The sequence below is a fragment of the Palleronia sp. LCG004 genome, assembly GCF_032931615.1.
Taxonomy (GTDB): domain Bacteria; phylum Pseudomonadota; class Alphaproteobacteria; order Rhodobacterales; family Rhodobacteraceae; genus Palleronia.
On the sequence record NZ_CP136759.1, the window covers coordinates 1,672,637 to 1,692,427 of the forward strand.

General features: G+C 65.4%; 19 protein-coding genes and 1 tRNA gene. 10 read left to right on the plus strand and 10 right to left on the minus strand.

Annotation, left to right across the window (positions count from 1 at the left end; all coding sequences use genetic code 11):
• Positions 1-38 precede the first annotated feature (38 nt).
• From mltG to fabD, 5 genes are all read right to left on the minus strand, one after another.
• Complete coding sequence (gene mltG / locus RVY76_RS08055) at positions 39-1,211, minus strand: endolytic transglycosylase MltG (protein WP_317373368.1); 1,173 nt, start codon at positions 1,209-1,211, stop codon at positions 39-41.
• Positions 1,211-2,473, minus strand: a complete 1,263-nt coding sequence (gene fabF / locus RVY76_RS08060; RefSeq protein ID WP_317373369.1) for a beta-ketoacyl-ACP synthase II — start codon at positions 2,471-2,473, stop codon at positions 1,211-1,213. The genes mltG and fabF overlap by 1 nt, the downstream gene beginning before the upstream one ends.
• A gap of 257 nt (positions 2,474-2,730) precedes the next feature.
• Positions 2,731-2,970, minus strand: coding sequence for an acyl carrier protein (locus RVY76_RS08065; protein WP_073125418.1), 240 nt, complete (start codon positions 2,968-2,970; stop codon positions 2,731-2,733).
• Positions 2,971-3,162: 192 nt separating this feature from the next.
• Positions 3,163-3,900 (minus strand): 3-oxoacyl-ACP reductase FabG, encoded by a 738-nt coding sequence (fabG, locus tag RVY76_RS08070; RefSeq protein ID WP_317373370.1) that lies wholly within the window; start codon positions 3,898-3,900, stop codon positions 3,163-3,165.
• Positions 3,901-3,924: 24 nt separating this feature from the next.
• Positions 3,925-4,854 carry an ACP S-malonyltransferase gene (gene fabD, locus RVY76_RS08075; protein WP_317373371.1) on the minus strand — a complete coding sequence of 310 codons (930 nt, stop codon included), beginning with the start codon at positions 4,852-4,854 and terminating at the stop codon, positions 3,925-3,927.
• A 161-nt stretch (positions 4,855-5,015) separates the two neighbouring features.
• Here fabD and RVY76_RS08080 point away from each other — a divergent pair, with 161 nt between their 5' ends.
• Entirely contained in the window at positions 5,016-6,200 is a 1,185-nt protein-coding gene (locus RVY76_RS08080; protein WP_317373372.1) for a cytochrome b/b6 domain-containing protein, read from the plus strand.
• Positions 6,201-6,252: 52 nt separating this feature from the next.
• Here RVY76_RS08080 and RVY76_RS08085 read toward each other — a convergent pair whose 3' ends face one another.
• Entirely contained in the window at positions 6,253-6,825 is a 573-nt protein-coding gene (locus RVY76_RS08085; protein ID WP_317373373.1) for a YceI family protein, read from the minus strand.
• Positions 6,826-7,083: 258 nt separating this feature from the next.
• On the opposite strand from RVY76_RS08085, the gene rpsF reads away from it, so the two are divergent.
• From rpsF to rplI, 3 genes are read left to right on the plus strand one after another with little or no spacing between them, the layout of a single operon-like run.
• A complete protein-coding gene (gene rpsF / locus RVY76_RS08090; protein ID WP_317373374.1) occupies positions 7,084-7,437 on the plus strand; it encodes a 30S ribosomal protein S6 in 354 nt (117 codons plus the stop codon).
• 23 nt (positions 7,438-7,460) lie between these two features.
• Entirely contained in the window at positions 7,461-7,688 is a 228-nt protein-coding gene (rpsR, locus tag RVY76_RS08095; RefSeq protein WP_075781999.1) for a 30S ribosomal protein S18, read from the plus strand.
• Positions 7,689-7,700: 12 nt separating this feature from the next.
• Positions 7,701-8,357, plus strand: coding sequence for a 50S ribosomal protein L9 (gene rplI / locus RVY76_RS08100; RefSeq protein ID WP_317373375.1), 657 nt, complete (start codon positions 7,701-7,703; stop codon positions 8,355-8,357).
• A gap of 505 nt (positions 8,358-8,862) precedes the next feature.
• Here rplI and tig read toward each other — a convergent pair.
• The 3 genes from tig to RVY76_RS08115 form a co-directional block, all read right to left on the minus strand.
• Positions 8,863-10,197 carry a trigger factor gene (tig, locus tag RVY76_RS08105; RefSeq protein ID WP_317373376.1) on the minus strand — a complete coding sequence of 445 codons (1,335 nt, stop codon included), beginning with the start codon at positions 10,195-10,197 and terminating at the stop codon, positions 8,863-8,865.
• A gap of 22 nt (positions 10,198-10,219) precedes the next feature.
• A tRNA-Leu gene (locus tag RVY76_RS08110) sits at positions 10,220-10,304 on the minus strand.
• A 130-nt stretch (positions 10,305-10,434) separates the two neighbouring features.
• A complete protein-coding gene (locus tag RVY76_RS08115) occupies positions 10,435-11,571 on the minus strand; it encodes an anhydro-N-acetylmuramic acid kinase (RefSeq protein ID WP_317373377.1) in 1,137 nt (378 codons plus the stop codon).
• Between the two features lie 64 nt (positions 11,572-11,635).
• On the opposite strand from RVY76_RS08115, the gene tyrS reads away from it, so the two are divergent.
• The 5 genes from tyrS to lexA all read left to right on the plus strand — a co-directional run bounded on the left by tyrS (position 11,636) and on the right by lexA (position 16,144).
• Entirely contained in the window at positions 11,636-12,889 is a 1,254-nt protein-coding gene (tyrS, locus tag RVY76_RS08120; protein ID WP_317373378.1) for a tyrosine--tRNA ligase, read from the plus strand.
• A gap of 18 nt (positions 12,890-12,907) precedes the next feature.
• Positions 12,908-13,717: an indole-3-glycerol phosphate synthase TrpC gene (trpC, locus tag RVY76_RS08125; protein ID WP_317373379.1), complete on the plus strand. Its 810-nt coding sequence runs from the start codon at positions 12,908-12,910 to the stop codon at positions 13,715-13,717.
• Positions 13,717-14,193 carry a cyclic pyranopterin monophosphate synthase MoaC gene (moaC, locus tag RVY76_RS08130; RefSeq protein ID WP_317373381.1) on the plus strand — a complete coding sequence of 159 codons (477 nt, stop codon included), beginning with the start codon at positions 13,717-13,719 and terminating at the stop codon, positions 14,191-14,193. Before trpC ends, moaC begins: the two co-directional genes overlap by 1 nt.
• Positions 14,190-15,362, plus strand: coding sequence for a gephyrin-like molybdotransferase Glp (glp, locus tag RVY76_RS08135; protein WP_317373382.1), 1,173 nt, complete (start codon positions 14,190-14,192; stop codon positions 15,360-15,362). Before moaC ends, glp begins: the two co-directional genes overlap by 4 nt.
• 77 nt (positions 15,363-15,439) lie before the next feature.
• Positions 15,440-16,144, plus strand: a complete 705-nt coding sequence (gene lexA, locus RVY76_RS08140; RefSeq protein WP_317373383.1) for a transcriptional repressor LexA — start codon at positions 15,440-15,442, stop codon at positions 16,142-16,144.
• On the opposite strand, the gene RVY76_RS08145 is transcribed toward lexA, so the two are convergent.
• Positions 16,138-18,243, minus strand: a complete 2,106-nt coding sequence (locus tag RVY76_RS08145; RefSeq protein WP_317373384.1) for a ComEC/Rec2 family competence protein — start codon at positions 18,241-18,243, stop codon at positions 16,138-16,140. The genes lexA and RVY76_RS08145 overlap by 7 nt on opposite strands.
• A gap of 62 nt (positions 18,244-18,305) precedes the next feature.
• On the opposite strand from RVY76_RS08145, the gene gltX reads away from it, so the two are divergent.
• Complete coding sequence (gene gltX / locus RVY76_RS08150; RefSeq protein ID WP_317373385.1) at positions 18,306-19,754, plus strand: glutamate--tRNA ligase; 1,449 nt, start codon at positions 18,306-18,308, stop codon at positions 19,752-19,754.
• Positions 19,755-19,791: the final 37 nt, after the last annotated feature.

The following is a 19,791-nucleotide window of genomic DNA, read 5'->3' on the forward strand; positions in this document are numbered from 1 at the left end:
TTAGCCCGCCGTTACGTCGCCGTTCGGACGCCGCTACCTCAGTTGGAGGTTTCGGCCTCAGACGCCCTTTCGGCTTCGATCGTACGCCACCGCGCGACATTCTCGTTATGCTCGCTCAGGGTTCTGGCGAATGCGTGTCCGCCACTGCCATCGGCGACGAAGAACAGGAAATCGGTCTCATCGGGGTCGAGCGCCGCCTGAATGCTCTCGAAGCCCGGATTGGCGATCGGGGTCGGCGGCAATCCGTCGATCGTATAGGTATTGTAAGCCGTGCTCGCCTGCAGTTCGCTGCGACGCAATCCACGACCCAGCACACCCTCACCGTTCGTGATGCCGTAGATCACCGTCGGGTCCGTCTGAAGACGCATTCCGGAATTCAGCCGATTGACGAACACGCTCGCGACCTGCCGCCGTTCGTCCGGCACACCGGTCTCCTTCTCCACGATCGATGCCATGATGAGCGCCTCTTCGGGCGTATCGTACGGCAGATCCGCATCCCGGCCCTCCCAGGCCTGGGCAAGCCGCAAACTTTGCGCTTCCTGCATCCTGGCAAGGAGATCGACGCGCGACGCGCCCTCCCGGACCTCGTAGCTGTCCGGGGCAAGGACACCTTCCTGCGGTACCGCCGGAATCTCGTCCGCCATGAAATCGGCAGCGTTCAGTGCTGCGACCACCTGCCACGACGTCACGCCCTCCGCGACCGCGATGCGGTAGCGGGTATCGGGCTGCCCGCGAAGCTCGGCATAGATTTCAGGCGTATCCTCTTCGGCAACGGGGTCGAACTGGGCGACGACGTCGAACTGGTTCGTCGTCGGATCGAGTTCGCGCACGCGCAGCTCCTGACCCGTCACGCCTATCCGATAGACGATCTCGGTGCCGCAGGTGGATTGTCCGTCGCCGGTCACGATATCGACGATCTCCCGCATCGAGGCCCCCTCCTCGACGAGGAAGCTCCCGGCTTTGAGAAGATTGGACCTGTCGGTGTAATTCGCACCGATCCGCATGATCTGCGGATGGTCGATGGCCCCCCGCTCCGCCAGGTTCTGCGAGACCCTGCGCATGTTGGATCCGCTCTCGACCTGAACGCAGATCGCTTCCGTCAGCGGTCCCGCCGTTTCGTAGCTCGCCCGCGCCCAGGCGATGACGCCGCCGACCGCCACGAGCCCGACGATCAGCAGGGTCAGCGCGTTCGATGCGACATGCTTCCACATCAACCGTCGACCCGCCGCATGAGAAGTGCGGCATTCGTCCCGCCAAAGCCGAAACTGTTGGACAGGACCACGTCGATCTCGCGCTCCACTTTCTTGAGCGGGGCAAGATCGATCACCGCATCCTCGGGCGGTGTCTCAAGGTTCAGCGTCGGCGGAGCCACCTGATCGCGGATCGCGAGGATCGAGAAGATCGCCTCGATCGCACCCGCCGCACCCAGCAGATGCCCGGTCGCCGACTTGGTCGAGGACATCGTCGCCGTCGTGGCGGCATCGCCCAGCAATCGCTGCACCGCACCCATCTCGATGGTGTCGGCCATCGTGCTCGTCCCGTGGGCATTGACGTAGTCGATGTCACCCACCTCGATCCCGGCCCGCGCCACCGCCGCCCGCATGGCGCGTTCGGCACCTTCGTGATCGCTCGGTGGCGCGGTGATGTGATGCGCGTCGCCCGACAGGCCGTAGCCGATGATCTCGGCGTAGATCGTCGCACCGCGTGCCTTCGCGCGCTCGTAATCCTCGAGGACCACGACACCCGCGCCCTCGCCCATCACGAACCCGTCGCGATCGGCATCCCAGGGGCGGCTCGCCCGTTCGGGGTCGGCCTTGTGCCTGGTCGAAAGCGCCTTGCAGGCATTGAATCCGGCGATTCCGATCTCGGAAATCGGGCTTTCGGTCCCGCCGGCGACCATCACGTCGGCATCCCCCCACTGGATCAGCCTCGCGGCATCGCCGATCGCATGGGCCCCTGTCGAACATGCGGTGACGGGGGCGTGATTCGGCCCCTTGAAGCCATAGCGGATGCTCACCTGACCGCTCACGAGGTTGATGAGCGCGCCCGGTATGAAGAACGGCGACACCCGACGGGGTCCGCGTTCCTTCAGCAACACGGCGGTCTCTGCGATCGATTGCAGACCGCCGATACCCGACCCGATCATCACACCGATGGCGAGCTTCTCTTCATCGGTCGCGTCCGCGAGGCCCGCATCGGCGATCGCCATGTCGGCCGCCGCCATGCCGTAGAGGATGAAATCGTCGACCTTGCGCTGTTCCTTCGGGTCCATGAAGGCATCCGCGTCGAAACTGTCGTTCGATCCGTCACCGCGCGGAACCTCGCAGGCATAATCGGTGGCAAGGTGGGAGGCATCGAACCGGGTGATCGTTCCCGCACCGGACTGCCCCGCGAGAAGCCTCCGCCAGGATGCCTCGACGCCCGATGCAAGGGGGCTGACCATTCCAAGACCGGTAACAACGACGCGCCTCATTCCGGACACCCTCATCTAGTTTCACTCGACTTTCCGCCTGATACACGCCCGGACGATCCGAGAAAAGGGCGGCGGGGAATTGAGGCGGATCGCGGCCCGCAGACCCAAGTGCCCCCCCCCGGAACCCGCGGCGCGGGTCATGTCCGGAACCGCTCGATCGTCGCTCGGCGATCATATCCCTCGGCTTCCGGAAACGAAAAAGCCCGCCGCGTTGCGCGGCGGGCTTTCCCAGAAATCAGGCCTGATCCGAAGATGGATCAGACGGCTTCCTTGATGAACTTCACGGCATCGCCGAACGTCTGGATGGTCTCGGCTGCGTCATCGGGGATCTCGATCCCGAATTCTTCCTCGAACGCCATGACCAGCTCGACGGTATCCAGGCTGTCGGCCCCGAGATCGTCGATGAACGAGGCGTTCTCGGTCACTTTCTCTTCCTCGACGCCCAGATGCTCAACAACGATCTTTCTGACGCGCGTCTCGATATCGCCTTCGCTCATTTCCTGTCCTTCTTTGTCCCGGGATGATCCCGATTCTCCATCAGACCCGTCGGGTCCCTTACGCTCCCGGAATGCACGCATGGCGTACGATCGCGACCGTCGCGACCCCGGAAAATTTGCGCCGCCTATAGCATAACCGATTTCAAAGGCAAACGCCTTAGCTGTCCGTTCGCTCCGGTGCGACGATCACGCTCAGACCATCGTCATGCCGCCGTTCACGTGCAGCGTCGCGCCGGTCACATAGGCCGCCTCTTCGCTCGCCAGATAGAGGACGGCAGCCGCGATCTCGTTGGGCGTGCCCATGCGTCCGGCGGGGATCTGGGAAAGAAGCCCGTCCCGCTGCTTGTCGTTGAGATTCTCGGTCATCGCGGTCTCGATGAAGCCCGGCGACACGCAATTGACGGTGATCCCGCGCGACGCCACCTCCTGCGCCAGCGATTTCGACATGCCGATCATGCCCGCCTTCGCGGCGGCATAATTGGCCTGTCCGGGGTTTCCCGTCTGCCCCACGATCGACGCGATATTGATGATCCGGCCCCACCGCGCCTTCATCATGCCGCGCAGGCTCGCCTGGCTCAGTTGCATGACCGCGGTGAGATTGACGTCGAGCACTTTCGCCCAATCCTCGTCCCCCATCCGCATCATCAGGTTGTCACGGGTAATCCCGGCGTTGTTGACGAGGATATCGACCGCCCCCATCGCCTCTGCCGCGCGCTTGGGAAGCGCCTTGAGAGCCTCGGCATCGCCGAGATCGCAAGGCATGGCGAACGCCCCTTCCCCGAGGTCGCTCGCCAGTTTCTCGAGCGGCTCCTCGCGCGTCCCCGACAGGCAGACCTTCGCGCCCGCCTGGTGCAGGGTCCGGGCGATCTGTCCACCGATACCACCCGACGCACCCGTGACGAGCGCGGCCTTCCCTTCGAGATCAAACATCGTCCAATTTCCTTGTGTGCAAATTCAGCCGATCGTCGCGCGCACGTCGTCGCGCGTTCCGACCTGGCGGGTCGTCACCGACTTGTCGATCCGGCGTATCATTCCGGACAGGGCCTTGCCCGCGCCGACTTCCCATGTCTCGTCGACGCCCGCCGCGACCATCGCCGCGATGCTCTCGCGCCAGCGGACGGCACCGGTGACCTGACGCACGAGAAGCTCGCGGATCTCGCCGGGGTCGCTGACGGGCGCGGCGGTCACGTTGGCCACGATCGGGACGGCCGGCGCATGGATATCGACCTGTGCAAGCGCGTCACGCATCGCGTCCGCGGCAGGTGCCATCAGCGCACAATGGAACGGTGCCGAGACAGGCAGCAGTACCGCACGCTTGGCCCCGGCCTCCTTCGCGATCTCGACCGCACGCTCCACCGCGTCGCGATGCCCCGAGATCACGACCTGACCCGGATCGTTGTCGTTGGCCGCCTCGCATACCCGGTCGCCGGCAGCTTCATCGGCCACGCGCCGTGCCGCTTCGAGATCGAGCCCCAGAAGCGCCGCCATCGCGCCCTCGCCGACGGGCACGGCATCCTGCATGGCCCGCCCCCGCAGCCGCAGAAGTCGCGCCGCATCCGCGATGCCCAGCGCGCCGCTTGCCGCAAGCGCGGAATACTCGCCCAGCGAATGCCCGGCCGCCATCTCAGCGCGATCCCAGCCGAAGCCTTCCGCCTCGAGAGCGCGAAACGCCGCCAGCGACGTCGCCATGAGGGCGGGCTGCGCGTTGGCCGTCAGGGTCAGTTCCTCGGCGGAGCCGTCCCAGATCAGCGCGCTCAGCGCCTCTCCCAGCGCCTCGTCGACCTCTTCGAATACGGCCCGCGCCTCGGGATAGGCTTCCGCCAGGTCACGCCCCATCCCGATGGTCTGTGCGCCTTGCCCGGGAAAAACCAGAGCCAGTGTCATAATCGTCCTCCACTTGAAGCCTTTTGTGGCATAATCTTTCCTCCGTGGCTCCGCAACGTTCGGTGCGATTGCGCACATCTCCCCGCGCATCGCGGTGCTTGTCGTCTTTCCGATGATGGGTAGCCTTCGGTGCAGCCCTTCGTCTCTCGAAAGAATCCGACATGCAATTGCGCAATTCCGGGAATGCCTACGGTACCGTCAGCAAGACGTTCCACTGGCTGACCGCCCTTCTCATCCTCACGGCGATCCCGCTCGGCCTCATCGGCGAGGACCTTCCCCAGGATACCTCCGCCGAAGTCGCGAGGAAGGCGCTCGTCTTCAGCATCCACAAGACGATCGGCGTCACCATCTTCTTCGTGGCGCTCCTCCGGATCCTCTGGGCCCTGACCGAGGCGAAGCCCGATCCGGTTCACGCCGATCGTCGCGCCGAGACCTTTCTCGCCGAGGCCGTCCACTGGTCGCTCTATGCGGCGCTTGTCGTCGTGCCGCTTTCGGGCTGGATCGGACATGCCGCGGCCGAGGGGTTCGCGCCGATCTACTGGCCTTTCGGACAATCGCTGCCGCTCGTTCCGAAATCCACTGCGGTCGAGCATCTCGCCTTCACCACCCACTGGGTCTTCACCAAGGTCCTGATCGGCGCGCTGATCCTCCATGTCGCCGGGGCGGTGAAACACGCCCTTCTCGATCGCGACGGAACAGTCTCGCGCATGTGGTTCGGAGCGGGCGGCCCCGCGCGACCGAGCCATGGCGAACATCCCGGAGCTGCGATCCTGCTCGCCGCCGCAGTCTACGTCTTCGGTGGCGTCGCGGTTCTCGCCCTCTCCTACGAGGGCACCACGCAGTCCACCGGTGCGATCGGAGGAACCGGCGATTGGCAGGTCGAGGACGGCCGGATCGACATCGTCGTGCGCCAGATGGGAGCCGAGATCGAGGGCCGCTTCGCCGACTGGAGCGCTGACATCGCCTTCTCCGAAGATCCCTCAGACGGCCGCTACGGTGAGGTCACCGTCAACGTCGACATCCCGAGCCTGACGCTCGGCTCGGTCACGAGCCAGGCCCTCGGCGAGAACTATTTCGACGCGGAGAACCATCCGACGGCGACATTCGACGCGCTGATCCTGCCCGCCGATGACGGCTATCTCGCGGACGGCACGCTGTCCCTTGCCGGCGAGACTGCCGACGTTTCCTTTCCCTTCACGCTCGATATCGACGGCGACACCGCCCGGATGGAAGGTCAGGTCACGCTCGACCGGCGCGATTTCGCGATCGGCGAAGGCCAGACCAATCCCGACACGCTGGGCTTCGACGTCGTCGTCGACATCGCGCTGACCGCGATCCGCCAATGAAAAATGCGGTGCCCGACAGGGCACCGCATCCAATCCTTCGCGGAATGCCGGATCACTCAGCCGCGGGCGAACCCTCGAGCGAGATCTGGACATCGACCTCGTCGCTGACGAAGGGCGCGAAGGCCCCGAGGTCGAAATCGCTGCGCATCAGCGTCGTCTCGCCGCTGAAGCCCACGACGGAATTGCCCATCGCGTCCTCGCCGGCACCGTTGAACTCGACGTCGAGCGTCACTTCCTGCGTCACGCCGTTCACGGTCAGATCACCGGTGATCTGGCCCTCGTCGTCACCGTCGACCGAGATGGAGGTGCTCTCGAAGGTGATCGTGTCGCCTTCGCTCGCGCCGAAGAAATCGTCGCCCATCAGATGGTTGTAGAGATCGGAATCCGTCTGCATCGACATGACCGGGACCGAGATACTGACCGACGAGTCCTCGGGATTTTCCTGGTCGAACGTGAATTCCCCGTCATAGCCGAAGAAGATGCCCCGCGTCGTCGAGAAGCCTCCATGCGTCCAGGAGAACAGGATTTCGCTGTGGGAGGGGTCGATGTCATAGCGCACGGGCTCCGCATGCGCGGCGACGGTCACGAGGGATGCGGCAAGCGCGGCGGGAATGGCGAACTTCATGAATTGGCTCCTTGGCCTTCTGTTGGACTTGCTCCCCGACTTAGCGACCCCGCCCCCCAACGCAACGCTGCATCCCTCAACAGGACTTGATCGCCCATGAACAGGTCCCGCCGTGTGGGTTGCCTTGCGGGTCGAAGCGGCTTATAGGCACCGGACTTCCGCGATGACCATGATCGGCGCAGGCTCTCGTGACCCGGGACGCGGAAGGTTCACTTCCCGGTTCTATGAAATGCGCCCTGAAACAGAACTGGACGATCCATGCCGCTTTACGAGCATGTTTTCATTTCCCGTCAGGACCTGTCGAACACGCAGGCCGAGGGTCTCATCGAACATTTCGGCACCGTGCTGTCCGACAACGGCGGCAGCCTCGTTGATCAGGAATACTGGGGCGTCAAGACGATGGCCTACAAGATCAACAAGAACCGCAAGGGCCACTACGCCTATCTGCGCACCGATGCCCCCGTGGCCGCGATCCACGAGATGGAGCGCCTGATGCGTCTGCACGACGATGTGATGCGCGTGATGACCATCAAGGTCGACGCCCACGAGGATGGCCCCTCCATCCAGATGCAGAAGCGTGACGATCGCGACGATCGTCGCCCCCGCCGCTGATTCCCAGGAAAGGACGCTGAACCATGGCCGCAAAACCGTTTTTCCGCCGCCGCAAGGTCTGCCCCTTCTCGGGCGACAACGCACCCAAGATCGACTACAAGGACACGCGACTGCTGCAGCGCTACATCTCCGAGCGCGGCAAGATCGTGCCCTCGCGCATCACCGCCGTCTCGTCCAAGAAGCAGCGTGAGCTCGCCCGTGCGATCAAGCGCGCGCGCTTCCTGGCGCTCCTTCCCTACGCCGTGAAATAAGGAGACCCGATCATGGAAGTCATTCTTCTGGAACGTGTCGCGAAGCTCGGGCAGATGGGCGACGTGGTCTCCGTCAAGCAGGGCTACGCGCGCAACTTCCTGCTGCCGCAGAAAAAGGCGCTGTGGGCCTCTAAGGCCAACGTCGCCGCCTTCGAGGATCAGAAGGCCCAGCTCGAGGCCCGCAACCTCGAGACCAAGAAAGAGGCCGAGAATCTCGCCTCCCGTCTCGAAGGGCAGCAATTCGTCGTGATCCGCTCCGCCTCCGACGGCGGTGCGCTCTACGGATCGGTCTCGACGCGCGATGCGGCCGATGCCGCTTCCTCCGAAGGGTTCGACGTCGATCGCAAGCAGGTCTCGCTCTCGGCTCCGATCAAGGAGCTCGGGCTGCACGAGGTTACCGTGACGCTTCACCCCGAGGTCGATGTGATCATCCACCTCAACGTGGCGCGCTCTCACGAGGAAGCCGAGCTTCAATCCCAGGGCAAGTCCATTCAGGAACTCGCCGCCGAGGAAGAAGCCGCAGCCGAATTCGAGATCCAGGAGCTCTTCGACGATATCGGAGCGGCCCAGATGGACGAACTCGAAACCGAGGTCGAACAGCGCAACGATCAGCCTGCCACGCAGGAAAAGTCGACGCTTGACGAAAAGCTCGGTCGCAACGACGACTGATCCTCTCGGATTGTCCGACCGATACGAGCCGCGCCGGGTCATTCCGGCGCGGCTTTTCTTTGGGAGCCCGCCTTCCGACGCATCGACCGAACCGTTGCCACGTAAAACAGCCCCTGCCCGGTTCTGTGAAACCCGGTATCGACCGCGTCGAACCCACACAGCCGACCGCCGAACCAGACAGCATTCTTTCAATACGGCATTCGAATGGGCTTTCGTCCTTCGCTGGAATTCACCGCGATATGCAGAATGGCGTCCTCGACGGGGATCGAACGCAATCGCGCGGGATAACCCCTGATCTTCCAGCGCATCAAAGAATCCGACGCTGCATTCACCGGCCAACCCGGGTAGCGGCAGAGATCGCAGAAGGCGTCTTTCAGATCCCGACCGGCCGCCCCTTCAGGTTCATGGCCTCCTGCGGCATCTCCAAATCGAGAAAACCCGTTCCACAACGAAAAAGGCGCGCCTCGATCCCGAGACGCGCCCTTGTCTGCATTAGTGAACCGGATCAGACCGCTTCGTCTTCCTCGAGCTTCTCGACCGCTTCCTGGAGCTCTTCCTTGCTGATCTCCTTCTCGGTCACCTGCGCCTGACCGAAGACCAGGTCCACGACCTTGTCCTCGAAGAGCGGTGCCTGGATCTGCTGGCGGGCCTGCGGGTTCTGCTGCACGAACTCGAAGAACTGACGCTCCTGACCGGGATATTGACGCGCCTGGTTCATCACCGCCTGCGTCATCTCGGCATCGGTGACCTGAACCTCGTTCTTCCGGCCGATCTCGGCCAGCAGAAGTCCCAGGCGCACGCGGCGCTCGGCAAGTTTCGTCTGCTCGGCATCGGGCTCGATATTGTCGTGGTCGTGGCCCTGCACATCGGGATTCGCCTCGTGCCAGAGCTGGTGCGCGATCTGCTTGGCCTCCGCATCGACGAGCGAGGGCGGCAGGTCGAAGCTGACCTTTTCGTCCAGACGGTCGAGAAGCTGCCGCTTCATCACGGCGCGCGAGGCCTGGTCGTATTCCGCGACCAGCCGCTCGCGGATCTGGGTCTTCAGCGCCTCGAGGTCTTCCGCACCGAACTGCTTGGCAAGCTCGTCATTGACCTCGGCCGCGGCCGGTGCCTTGACCTCCTTGACCTTGCACGCGAAAACCGCCTGCTTTCCGGCCAGGTGCGGGGCCTGATACTCGGCCGGGAAGTCGACGGTCACGTCCTTCTCGTCGCCGGCCTTCACGCCCTTGAGCTGCTCCTCGAAGCCGGGGATGAAGCTGCCGGAGCCCAGCGTCAGCGGATAATCCTCGGCCGCGCCGCCTTCGAAATTCTCGCCCTCGATGCTTCCGACGAAGTCGATCACGACCTGGTCGCCATCCTCGGCCGCGCCGTCCTTCGTCTCGAAGTTCTGCGCGCTCTCGGCCAGCTTCTCAAGCGCATCGTCGACCGCCGCCTCGTCGGGCTTCACGACCAGCTTCTCGAGCGTCAGCGACGAGCCGTCGAAATCCGGGATCTCGGGCAGTTTCTCGTAGGTCAGGTCGACCTCGACGTCATCGCCCTCGGACCAGTTCTTGTTGGTCATCTGCACGTCGGGCTGCATCGCGGGGCGGTCGCCCGTCTCCTCGAAATGCTTCGACATCGCGGCGTCGACGGATTCCTGCATCGCCTCACCGGTCAGCCGGGGGCCGAACTGCTTCTTGAGGAGCGCGAGCGGCACCTTGCCCTTGCGAAAGCCCTTCATCTCGACATCGGGCTGCGCCTCGGCGATCTTCTGATCCACCTTGGCGGCCAGTTCGTCCGCCGTGACGGTGATGTGATAGCCACGCTTGAGGCCTTCGTTCAGGGTCTCGTTGACCTGCATGTCGCCTTTTCCTTCTCGTCCATGGTGCGGGTGAAGGGACTCGAACCCCCACGCCTTGCGGCGCTTGGACCTAAACCAAGTGCGTCTACCAGTTCCGCCACACCCGCAAAGCAAAAGGGGACCGGACATCCCCTGAAAATTTGGCGCTTCCTAGCAAAGCGATTTGCGGGATGCGAGGGGAAAAGCGCCGCCGACCCCCGCAGCCTGCGCGAAATCTACGCGCGCGGTGCCTGCACGTCAGCCTTCGCCCCCCGAAGAGAGCGCCTCGACAGCCTCTTCCGGACGGGACAGCCGCCCTCCGCAGGTGGGCGTCGCGACGCCCGTCGTGCCCGGCGCGCTCAGCGGCCACCCCCGCGCCGACCGGACCGCGAGATAGGCGAAGGCTTGCGCCTCGAGCATGTCGCCGTCGAGGCCGACAGTCTCGATCGGCACCACTTCGCAGTCACACCGCTCCGACAGCGCGGCCATCATGACGGGATTCGATCGCCCCCCGCCCGACACCAGCATCCTTGCAGGCACGGAGGGGCATTGCGCCAGCCCCCTCGCCACGCAGAGCGCCGCGGCCTCCGTCAGCGTCGCCGCCGCGTCCGCATCACCGAGATCCGCGACCCCCTCGAGAAGCCATGCGAAATCGTCACGGTCGAGCGATTTCGGCGGCAGCCGGTCGAACCAGTCATGCGCCGACAGCCGGTCGAGGATGCGGCCGTCGGCCCTGCCCCGCGCGGCAAGCGCACCGCCCTCGTCCATCTCGCGGCCGAGGCGCGCATGCATCAGGTCGTTGATCGGCGCATTTGCCGGCCCCGTGTCGAAGGCGAGGCACGCGCCGGGATCCGACGGGATCTCGACCCCGGGATCGACCCAGGACAGGTTGCCGACACCGCCGAGGTTCAGAAAGGCCAGCGGCTCGTCCGCCTCCATCCAGCGCGCGCAGGCATGGTGGAAGAATGGTGCCAGCGGTGCGCCCTGCCCGCCGCTCTCCACGTCCGCCGTCCGGAAATCCCACACGACCGGACAGTCGAGCATATGCGCCAGCAACCGCCCGTCGCCGATCTGCCGGGTGCCGCGGCCGCCCGGATCATGGGCGACGGTCTGGCCGTGGAACCCGATGAGGTCGGCTCCGACGATCCCGCCCAGAAGCGCGCCATGCGCGGCCACCACGATCGCGGCAGCCTCCTCGGTGCCGTCCCATCGGCCCATCGCCGCCCGGAGCACGCCGCGCTCCTCGTCTGAATACGGGCGATAATCGCTCTGCCCGAAGGCCAGGATCTCGTTGCCGTCCGTCAGCAGCATCGCCGCGTCCACCCCGTCGAGCGAGGTGCCAGACATCGTACCGAGCGACCAGATCGGTCCCGATTTCGAAAGCTCCGGCGACATTGGGTTTTCCTTCTCCGGTCCGGCAGATATAGGGTCCGTCACAACCAGGATGGACCGGATTGCCATGACCTACCAGCCGAAATCTGAGTTCCTCGGCGTGATGATCGAGCGGGGATATCTCGCGGATTGCACCGATTACGAGGGGCTCGATCACGCCCTCTCCTCTGGCACCGTCCCGGCCTATATCGGCTACGACGCGACGGCCCGGTCGCTCCATGTGGGTCACCTGCTCAACATCATGATGCTGCGCTGGCTGCAAAAGACCGGTCACCGCCCGCTGACCCTCATGGGCGGCGGCACGACCAAGGTCGGCGATCCGAGCTTTCGCGCGGACGAGCGGCCGCTGCTGACGGCGGCGCAGATCGGCGAGAACATCGCCGGGATGAAAGGCGTTTTCGCCAAGTACCTCTCCTATGGCGAGGGCGAGACCGACGCCCGGATGCTCGACAATTCCGAATGGCTCGACGGTCTCAACTACCTGGAATTCCTGCGCGACATCGGCCGGCATTTCAGCGTCAACCGGATGCTGTCCTTCGAGAGCGTGAAGTCGCGCCTCGACCGCGAGCAGTCGCTGTCCTTCCTCGAATTCAACTACATGATCCTGCAGGCCTACGATTTCCTCGAATTGCGGCAGCGGCACGGCTGCCTGCTGCAGATGGGCGGCAGCGATCAATGGGGCAACATCGTCAACGGCGTGGATCTGACGCGCCGCGTCGCGGACGAACAGGTCTTCGGCCTGACCTCGCCGCTCCTCACCACGTCCGACGGCCGCAAGATGGGCAAGAGCCAGGGCGGCGCGATCTGGCTCAACTCCGACATGCTCAGCCCCTACGAGTTCTGGCAGTTCTGGCGCAACACGACCGATGCCGATGTCGGCCGCTTCGCCAAGCTCTATACCGAACTGCCGGTCGAGGAATGCGACCGCCTCGGCGCGCTCGGCGGGTCCGAGATCAACGCGGCGAAGATCATCCTTGCCAACGAGGTCACCGCTCTCTGCCACGGCCGCGCCGCCGCCGAGACGGCGGAAGCGACCGCGCGCGAAGTGTTCGAGCGTGGCGGCACCGGTGACGATCTTCCGACGCTCGCGCTCGACCGCTCCGAGATCGCGGGGGGCATCTCGATCGTCCAGCTCATCGTGCGGGCGGGTCTCGCCAAATCCGGCAAGGACGCCAAGCGCCTGATCGCCGAAGGCGGTGCCAAGCTCGACGACGCGCCGCTTGTCGATGCGGGCCTCGTTCTGGACGAATCCGCCCTCGCCCGCCCCGTCAAGCTGAGCGCGGGCCGCAAGCGCCACGCGCTCGTCACGCTCTCGCCCTAGATTCCGAAAGTCCCCGACATGGCCACAATTCTCGACAAGATCAAAGCCTACAAGCTCGAAGAGATCGCTGAGCGCAAGGGAGCACGCGACCAGGCCGAGATCGACGCCGCCGCGCGCGATGCCCCGGCGGTCCGGCCCTTCGCCGATGCACTGGCCTATTCCTCCCGCGAAGGCTACGCCCTCATCGCCGAAATCAAGAAGGCCAGCCCCTCCAAGGGGCTCATCCGCAACGATTTCGACCCCGCGGCCCTCGCGCAGGCCTATGCGGATGGCGGGGCGTGCTGCCTGTCGGTCCTGACCGACAGCCCCAGCTTCCAGGGCCACGAGGATTACCTCGTCGCCGCGCGCGAGGCCTGCGATCTGCCGGTCCTGCGCAAGGATTTCATCTACGATCCCTGGCAGGTCGCCGAGGCACGCAGCCTCGGTGCCGATTGCATTCTCATCATCATGGCCAGCCTCGAGGACGGTCAGGCCGCCGAGATCGAGGCGGCGGCACGGGACTGGAAGATGGATGCCCTGATCGAGGTGCATACCGCAGAGGAGCTCGACCGCGCGCAGCTGCTCCAGTCGCCCCTCATCGGCGTCAACAACCGCGATCTCAACACCTTCGAGACGTCGCTGGACGTCACGCGCGATCTCGCCCGCCGGATCGAGGCCGATCGAGTCATCGTCGCGGAATCCGGCCTCTCCACGCGCGAGGACCTGGCCGATCTCGCCCGGTTCGGCGCGCGTGCCTTCCTCATCGGTGAAAGCCTGATGCGTCAGGACGACGTGGCGCTTGCCACCCGCGACATCCTGTCGGATCCATTGATGCCCGCAGGCCGCTGATGACGTTCAGTCATTTCGATAACGACGGAAACGCCCACATGGTCGATGTCTCCGGCAAGGACGTCACAGCCCGCGAAGCGCGCGCCGTTGGCTGGATCCGCATGTCCCCCGAAACACTGACCGCCATCGTCGAGGGTCGCGCCAGAAAGGGCGATGTTCTCAGCATCGCCCGCCTTGCCGGCATCATGGGGGCCAAGAAGACCTCGGACCTCATCCCGCTCTGCCATCCGCTGCCTATTGCCAAGGTCGCGATCGAGCTCGAGCCGGACGATGACCTGCCCGGCATCCGCATCTCGGCGCTCGTACGGACCAACGGGCAGACCGGCGTGGAGATGGAGGCGCTGACCGCCGTCTCGACCGCCTGCCTCACCGTCTACGACATGGTGAAGGCCCTCCAGAAGGACATGGAGATCGGCGGCATCAGGGTCGTCTTCAAGGATGGCGGCAAGTCCGGTCGGTTCGAGGCTCAGGCTTGATCAGCGTCGCCGAAGCGCTCGACCGGATCTTCGGACTGGTTTCCTTTCTCGGCACCGAGGATATCCCCCTCCGCCATGCATCGGGGCGGATCGCCACCGAAGAGGTCGCCGCCCGACTGAGCCAGCCGCCCTTCGACGCCTCGGCCATGGACGGCTATGCCATCGCAGCCGATACTCCCGTGCTTGGCGAGAGCTTCGAAGTGATCGGCGAAAGCGCGGCGGGACACCGCTATGACGGCTCCGTCGGTCCCGGTCAGGCTGTCCGCATCTTCACCGGAGCTCCCGTTCCACGCGGCGCAGTCAGGGTGATCCTGCAGGAGGAGGTTTCGCGGCGAAACCTCACGATCACCCTCGATGACCTACCCAGGGCCGGCCGTCACATCCGTCCGGCGGGTGGAGATTTCGCGAAAGGCCAGAGCATCGCCTTCGATCAGCCTCTCCGGCCCGTCGATCTCGCGCTTGTCGCGGCGATGGGGCATGGCACGATCCGCGTCGCGCGACGGCCGGAAGTCGCGATCATCGCGACCGGAAACGAACTCGTCGCACCCGGCGATCTGCCCGGCCCTGACCAGATCGTCGCGTCGAACCACCTGGGACTGGCAGCTATGGTCGAGCGATCGGGCGGCATCGCGCGGCTTCTGCCCATCGCAAGCGACAACGAGGCATCGCTTGCCGCGACCTTCGACCTCGCGAGGGGGTGCGATCTGATCGTAACGATCGGCGGTGCGTCGGTGGGCGATCACGATCTCGTCGGAAAGGTCGCCGCCGATAGGGGCATGGAGCGGTCATTCTACAAGGTCGCGATGCGACCGGGCAAACCCCTCATGGCCGGACGGCTCGACGGGATCCCGATGATCGGTCTGCCGGGAAATCCGGTCTCAAGCCTCGTTTGCGGAGAGGTGTTCGTGCGCCCCGCGCTCGAGGTGATGCTGGGGCGTCCCGCGCGACCTGCGCCCCGTGCGCAGGCCCGGCTTGCCCATGACCTTGCCGCCAACGGTCCGCGCGAGCATTACATGCGCGCAACCCTGGACGCGAACGGGATACGCGTCGCCGACAGTCAGGACAGTGCGATGCTGGGCATCCTGACGCGCTCGAACGCGTTGCTGGTGCGGGAGCCGAACGAGGGACCGCATCGCGCCGGAGATATCGTAAATTTCATTGCGATCTGAAAGCGTTGACACCTCCTGCGAACGCACCTAGAACATTCTGTGAACAATAAAGACGATCGCGAAGGAAATCGGGCAGCATGTTGACGCGCAAACAACTGGAATTGTTGACTTTCATTAACAAGCACGTACAGCGCGACGGGGTCCCCCCCTCCTTCGACGAGATGAAGGCGGCGCTCGACCTGCGGTCGAAGTCGGGAATTCACCGGTTGATCACCGCGCTGGAGGAGCGTGGATTCATCCGCCGGCTCGCCCATCGCGCACGTGCCATCGAGATCGTCAAGCTTCCCGAATCGCTCGAAGCCGAGGGGGCCGGACGGCGCGGATTCCAGCCCGAGGTGATCGACGGCGATCGCCCCGATCAGGGGCCGCCACCCGGTGCACGCGACGTGCAGGTATCGGCGGTGGATCTTCCGGTCATGGGGCGTATCGCTGCGGGCGTCCCGATCGAGGCCATTTCCGAAGTATCGCACAACGTCGCCGTTCCGAGCCAGATGCTCTCCGGCACCGGCACCCACTATGCGCTGGAAGTCAAAGGCGATTCGATGATCGATGCAGGCATCAACGACCGCGACATCGTCGTGATCCGCGAGACGAGCGTGGCCGATGACGGCGACATCGTCGTGGCGCTCGTCGATGGGCAGGAGGCGACGTTGAAGCGGATCCGCCGTGCGCGCGGGAGCGTGTCGCTGGAGGCGGCGAACCCGGCCTACGAAACCCGGATCTATCCCGAGGACAAGGTGAAGGTTCAGGGCAGGCTTGTCGGTCTCATCCGAACCTACTGATCCGCGGCGAGGCTGAACCGCGCACCGATCGGCAGATCCGGAAGGCTTTCCGGCCAGCTGGCACCCCCGTTCCAGGGGCGTCGTCCCGATACGATGCGCGCGGAGGTCAGCCGTGCCGCATTTCGATCGACGCGGATCGACAGCGCGCCCGTCCGGCGTAGCGTCGGAGCGTTGAGCATGAGACACGGCCCGCCGGCGAGATCGGCATCGGTCGTCGTCACGACGATATCGGCGCGTCTGCAGAATTCGACGGCGCGCTCGCTCGCCCCGCGTCCCATCACCTGGACGAGTTCGAGACCGCCATGATCGACGATCGCGGTCCCCCCATCGACGTTCATTCGGGCCGCGGCGCTTTCCTGATCGGGCGTATTGCCGTCATTCTCGAGCCAGACACGGGCGGCAAAGCCATCGCCGCGCGCCTTGGTGAGGGCGCGCCCTTCCTCCCGCAGGACGCCCACGAGGCCGCCGGACGGCGCGATCAGGATGTCGGGACGGTCCGCCAACACCCAGATCGTGGCGGCGATGGCCGCCACCCCCGCCCCTGCCCAGCGCCCGCGTCCCCGCCAGAGGATCAGGAACAGCATCCCGAGCGTGAAGACCGGAAGGAAGGCCGGCGGGGCCGAAGGCACGTGCGAGACGGAATGCGGAAGGTCGGCCACCCGATGGGCGACGAACATAATCCAATCGACCGCAGGCTTCATGATCCAGAGCCCGATCCAGGCAAGCCCCAGCGGTGCGAGGCAGGCCGCGAGAAGCGCGGCGGGCATGACCACCGCCCCCATCAGGGGGACGGCGAGCATGTTCGCGAGCAGCCCGTAATGCGAGACCTGGTTGAAATGCGCGGCCCCGTAGGGCGCGGTCGCGGCGCCTGCGATCGCGGACGACATCAGCACCCCCACGATCGGGGCGAGCCAGCGCGACCGCCGAACCGGGCCGCGATCCCGGAACAGGCGGAACACCGCGACGAGGGCCGTGGTCGCGGCGAATGACATCTGGAAACCGGGTTCGGTCACGGCTTCGGGACGAAGCAGCAGGACGATCGTGGCCGAAACCGCCACCGCGCGGAGCGTGACCGCCCTTCGATCGAGACAGATCGCGATCAGCATTACGGCCGCCATGATGAAGGCGCGCTGCGTCGCGACGTTGCCACCCGAAAGCGCGAGATAGAATGCTCCCGCCGCGAGGGCGCCCAGCGCGGCGTATTTCTTGACCGGCCGCGTGAGGGCGAGCCCCGGCACGAGGACCAGCGCCATCCTGAGGGCCGCGAAGGCCACCCCGGTCAGGAGCCCCATGTGAAGGCCGGAAATCGCGAGGAGATGCGCGAGGTTCGAGGCCCTGAGCGCCTCGAGCGTGCCCGCCCCCATGGCGGAACGATCGCCGGTCGTGATTGCGGCCGCGAAGGCACCGGCCTCGCCGGGCAGGATGGAGAGGACATAGGCGGAAATTGCCGTCCGAAGACGGCCGATGGGCCGCGCGCTTCCGCCTTCGGCCACCAGAAGGGCTGGCGTGCGGGCATAGCCGACCGCGCCCAGCCCCTCGAACCAGGCCATCCGCTGGAAATCGAAGCCTCCGGGTTCGACCGGCCCCTGAGGCTGCGACAGATGTGCTGTGACCATGATGCGCTGGCCCGGATGCGGGTCGAGCCAGTCCTGCGCCCCGTGCAGCGAGATGCGGACGCGATGCGGTGTCCTGTCGGCCGAGACGCGCTCGAGCACGACCCGGTCGAGGGTCAGTCGCGGCATGTCGGAGGCCGATCTGTCGATCTCGATCACGCGCCCCTCGACCGCGCCGTAATACCGCCAATCGAGGACCGGCCCCGCGACCTGATGGTTCCTGATCCCCGCAAGCGCGAGCCCCGCCATGACGAGGAACAGCCCCGCGAAGATCGGCCAGCGCCAGGCACCGAGCCCCAATGCGATGAATGCGGCGGCAAGCGCGGATCCGAGAGCGATCCATGCCGTTCGGGAAGGCTCCACCGGAAGCGCGAAATAGAGACCGATGCCGATGCCCAGGCAGACGGGCACCCACAGGACGAGATCGCCCCGCTGCGCGTCGAGAGCGAGCGCCCCGCTCAGGCGGGCGAACGTGCCCGTGGCCACCCTTGTTCTCCCGGCATCGATTGATTACACCGCCGCGAGTTTGCTGCTGAAATGGTTTCCCAATGGTTAACGCGTCCCAGGATCGCGGGCATGTCGTCACACGCTTCGCCCCGTCGCCCACGGGGTTTCTGCATATCGGCGGGGCGCGGACGGCATTGTTCAACTGGCTCTATGCCCGCGGACGTGGCGGGAAGTTCCTCCTCCGGATCGAGGATACCGACAGGGCGCGGTCCTCGAACGAGGCGACGCAGGCGATCTTTGCGGGGCTGCGCTGGCTCGGACTCGACTGGGACGGCGATGCGGTGAGCCAGGCCTCCCGCGCCGAGCGTCATGCCGACGTCGCGCGTGAGATGCTGGAGGCCGGGACCGCCTACAGGTGCTTCTCCTCGCAGGAGGAGATCGAGGCGTACCGGGAGGCCGCGCGGGCCGAGGGGCGCAGCACGCTTTTCCATTCGCCCTGGCGCGATGCCGATCCCTCCGATCATCCCGATGCCCCATACGTCGTTCGCGTGAAGGCTCCGCTCGACGGCGAGACGGTGATCGAGGACGAGGTGCAGGGCCGCGTCGTCATCCGCAACGATCAGCTCGACGACATGATCTGCCTGCGATCGGACGGCAGCCCGACCTACATGCTGGCCGTCGTGGTCGACGATCACGACATGGGCGTGACCCACGTGATCCGCGGGGACGATCACCTGAACAACACGGCGCGCCAGATGCTCGTCTATCGTGCGATGGGGTGGGACGTGCCGATCTGGTCGCATATCCCGCTGATCCACGGCGAGGACGGCAAGAAGCTCAGCAAGCGGCACGGTGCGCTCGGCGTCGAGGAATATGCGGCGATGGGCTATCCGGCGGCGGCGATGCGCAACTACCTCACCCGGCTCGGATGGGCGCATGGCGACGACGAGGTCTTCACGACCGACGAGGCGCGCGAATGGTTCGACCTCGGCGGCATCGGCAAGTCCCCGGCACGGCTCGACTTCAAGAAGCTCGACCATATCTCCGGCCGTCACATGGCGATGCTCGACGAGGACGAGATCATTACGGGATTGCGCGCCTGGCAATCGGCGGCCGGTCTGCCGGAGCTGAGCCAGCCGGGGGAGGATGCGCTGCGCCCTGCCCTGCCGCTCGTCAAATCGGCGGCGAAGACATTTCCGGACCTGGTCGAGAAAGCGCATTTCGCGCTCGTCACCCGTCCTGTCGAGGTGGAACCCAAGGCGCGCAAGGCCCTCGACGAGGCCGGGCTCGAGGTGCTGCGCGAATTGACGCCGCACCTGCAAACTGTTAGCTGGAACCGCGACGCCCTTGAAGCGGTTGCAGCCCAGACCGCCGAGGGAAAAGGAGTCGGGCTTGGCAAGATCGCCGGACCGCTCAGGGCTTCGCTCGCTGGACGCACGGCGACACCGAGCGTTTTTGACATGATGGCAATTCTTGGACGCGACGAGACTTTGGCGCGTCTCGGGGATGCTATGGCACCCGGGATCGAGACCCCGGAAAGCACTGGTTGAGCGCGACGCGCCAAGCGCTTCCCGCCCGGCAAAGCAA